We start from the raw sequence: 3133 nt of genomic DNA, 5'->3' as shown, positions 1-3133 counted from the left end.
CCCGCGGCCACGTCGAGGTGCTGGGCGCCCAGCAGGCCGACATGATGACCTTCCGAACATCTTCCGGTCGGTCGGCGGCGAGTACGAGGGTCACCGACCTGCGCCCGCCGCGCGGCGGCAGCCCGGGCCAGGAGGGCGGCATCCGGTTCTGGCACACCCGGCGGCGAGCTGAACGCGGTGGCGCTGGAGACCGACGTGCACCCCGGTTTCATGACCGACTGGCAGCAGCCGCTGGTGGTCGCGCTCACCCAGGCCCGGGGCCTGTCGATCGTCCACGAGACGGTCTACGAGCAGCGGCTCGGCTACACCGAGGCACTGAACACGATGGGCGCCAACATCCAGGTCTACCGGGACTGCCTCGGCGGCACCCGTGCCGCTTCGGCCGGCGCAACTTCAAGCACTCCGCGGTGATCGCCGGGCCGAGCAAGCTGCACGCGGCCGACCTGGTCATCCCGGACCTGCGGCCGGGTTCAGCCACCTGATCGCGGCGCTGGCCGCCGAGGGCACCTCCCGGGTGTACGGCGTGGACCTGATCAACCGCGGTTACGAGGACTTCGAGGCCAAGCTGGCCGACCTCGGCGCGCACGTCGAGCGCCCCTGACCGTTCGCGCCTTTCGATCGGCCGCGCCGGTGCACCCGTGATGTGCACCGGGCGCGGCCGGTTGGCTACCCTTGCCGCGTGCCGTCGCGTTTCGCCGCAAGTCCGCCGACCTCGTCGAGGAGTCCGTCACCACTGTGACGACCGACGAGGAGTCCGCCGCCCGCCCCCGGGGCTACACGCCCAGCAAGAAGGAACTAGGGCAGGTCACGCCGAAGCGGCCGGTCGCCGGTCGCCGGCCGACCGCGCCGGCCAAGCCGCTGACCAAGGAGGAGGCCCGCGCGCAGCGCCGTGCCGCCCGCGCCGAGGCCGCCGCGGAGTTCCGCCGCGAGGGCGGCCCGCGTGACCGGGGCCGGAGCGGCTGCTGGCCCGCAACGTGGTCGACTCCCGGCGGACGATCGGCACCTGGTTCTTCGGCGGTGCGCTGATCGTGCTGTTCGGCTCCAACCAGGCCATGCCGCCGATCGTGCGGCTGCTGTCGAACGTGCTCTGGGGTGCGCTGGCCCTCGGCGTGCTGATCGACTCGATCCTGATCTCTCGGAAGATCAAGCGGCTGGTCCGCGAGCGCTTCCCGAGAGCACCGAGAAGCTCGGCTCGCTCTACTTCTACGCGATCATGCGGTCGATCACGTTCGCCGGATGCGTGCGCCCGCGCCGCGGGTGAACATCGGCGACCAGGTCTGACCGGACCGGCCCCGAATCGGCCCCTCCCGCCCCGGCGGTGAGGGGCCGATGTGGTGCGGGCCGATGCCGCACTTCAGGCCACGCCGAGCAGGCGCAGCACCGCGGTGGTGGCCGCCGCCGCGACCACGACCAGCACGAACGGCACCCGGCGCCAGGCAAGCAGCAGGCCGACGAGCACACCGGCGGCGGGCGGGCGTAGCCGGCGAAGCCGCCGGCCTCGGTGAGCGCCCCGCGGTGGCGGCGGAGCGCGGCCAGCAGCGTGGCGGCACCGACCGGCAGCAGGTGGCGCGACCACTCCGGCAGGTCGAGCCGGTCCCGTAGCAGCACCCCGGCAACCGGAAGCCGTAGGTGCCGGCGGCCAGCGCGAGGATCACGGCGATCAGCACGAGACCTCCCCCGCCCGCGCGCCCCGCCTGGCCCCGCCGTCGTCCACCGGTCCGCCGGTCCCCTCCGGCGGGGCACCGGAACCGGCAGGCACGGGGTTCGGCCGCGGCCGGGGTCATCTACCCCGCGCGGCGTCCGCATCGGGCGGCCCGGCGTCGGGGGCCGCCGGGGCGGCTTCCCGGTGGGGCGGCTCGGGCGGGGCGTGCAACGGCACGTGGTAGTGCACCCGCAACGCCCCTGGTAACCGCGCGTCGAGTGCGGCGTCGAGGTCGTCGGCCGCGAACGCCGGATCGGCCGGGTCGGTGGCGCCCGCGCAAACCGGCCGCCCGGGTCTGGGCAGGAACCTCGGTTCGACGAACCGGCGCAGCGCCGCGCTCGCCCCGGCCGGGTCGGGCGCCTCGACGGCTGCGGACACATGGACCTTCACCACCGGCAGCCCGGCGGCACGCAGCCCGGCCAGGGCATCCGCGCGAGTCGGTGCTCGGCCGGGCGCTCAAGGGCGAGCGCCGCGAAGGACTGGAGATCTTCACCAAGGTCTACTGGCCGAACGGTCCCGGCCGCAACGACCGCGGCCTGTCCCGCAAGCACATCATGAGTCGATCGACGGCTCGCTGCGCCGCCTCCAGACCGACCACGTGGACCTCTACCAGGCCCACCGCTACGACTACAGCAGCCCGCTGGAGGAGACGATGGAGGCCTTCGCCGACGTCGTACACTCCGGCAAGGCGCACTACATCGGCGTCTCCGAGTGGAAGGCGTCCCAGCTGCGCGAGGCGCACGCGCTCGCCGTGAGCTGCGCATCCCGCTGATCTCGAACCAGCCGCAGTACTCGATGCTGTGGCGGGTCATCGAGACCGAGGTGATCCCCACCAGCGAGGAGCTGGGTATCGGCCAGATCGTCTGGTCGCGATGGCACAGGGTGTGCTGTCCGGGAAGTACCTGCCGGGCCAGCCGCCGCCCGCCGGCTCCCGCGCCACCGACGAGAAGTCCGGCGCCGGGTTCATCGCCCGGTTCATGACCGACGACGTGCTCACCCGCGTGCAGCGGCTCAAGCCGCTGGCCGAGCAGGCCGGGCTGACCATGCCGCAGCTCGCCGTCGCCTGGGTGCTCCAGAACCCGAACGTCTCCTCGGCGATCGTCGGCGCGTCCCGGCCGGAGCAGGTGCACGACAACGTGAAGGCGGCAGGCGTGAAGCTCGACGCCGACCTGCTCAAGGCGATCGACGAGATCGTCGAGACGGTCACCGAGCGGGACCGGCGAAGACCGAGAGCCCGGCTCAGCGCCCGTGACGTCGTGCCGTTCCCGGGCCGGCTCGCACCGGCCCGGGAACGACCCGGTCGGCTACTCCCAGAAGCGGATCAGGGCGTAGCCGATCTGGTACAGCTCGCGCGGCAGGCCGAGGGCGTCGCCGACGGCGAAGACCGCGCCGAAGAACACCCGGTTGATCTGCGGGCTCCACAGCAGCGCG

At 73.3% G+C, this 3133-nt stretch carries 1 protein-coding gene and 4 pseudogenes; 3 read left to right on the top strand and 2 right to left on the bottom strand.

From position 1 onward, the window contains the following. Positions 1-601 (top strand): annotated as a pseudogene (locus KSK32_RS32420) (UDP-N-acetylglucosamine 1-carboxyvinyltransferase); the annotation flags it as partial. 71 nt (positions 602-672) lie between these two features. Next, positions 673-1281: pseudogene (locus KSK32_RS32415) on the top strand (DUF3043 domain-containing protein). 499 nt (positions 1282-1780) lie between these two features. Here KSK32_RS32415 and KSK32_RS32405 read toward each other — a convergent pair. Next, positions 1781-2092 carry a hypothetical protein gene (locus tag KSK32_RS32405; protein WP_254188925.1) on the bottom strand — a complete coding sequence of 104 codons (312 nt, stop codon included), beginning with the start codon at positions 2090-2092 and terminating at the stop codon, positions 1781-1783. A 41-nt stretch (positions 2093-2133) separates the two neighbouring features. On the opposite strand from KSK32_RS32405, the pseudogene KSK32_RS32400 reads away from it, so the two are divergent. After that, positions 2134-2954: pseudogene (locus KSK32_RS32400) on the top strand (aldo/keto reductase family protein); the annotation flags it as partial. Positions 2955-3006: 52 nt separating this feature from the next. Here the strand turns inward: KSK32_RS32400 and KSK32_RS33850 are convergent. Continuing rightward, positions 3007-3133, bottom strand: a pseudogene (locus tag KSK32_RS33850) (site-2 protease family protein); the annotation flags it as partial.

It is taken from the genome of Micromonospora sp. WMMB482, from assembly GCF_019038635.1.
Classification (GTDB): domain Bacteria; phylum Actinomycetota; class Actinomycetes; order Mycobacteriales; family Micromonosporaceae; genus Micromonospora; species Micromonospora marina.
The sequence above is the reverse complement of the archived record's forward strand: the minus strand, read 5'-3'. Positions and strand labels throughout refer to the sequence as shown.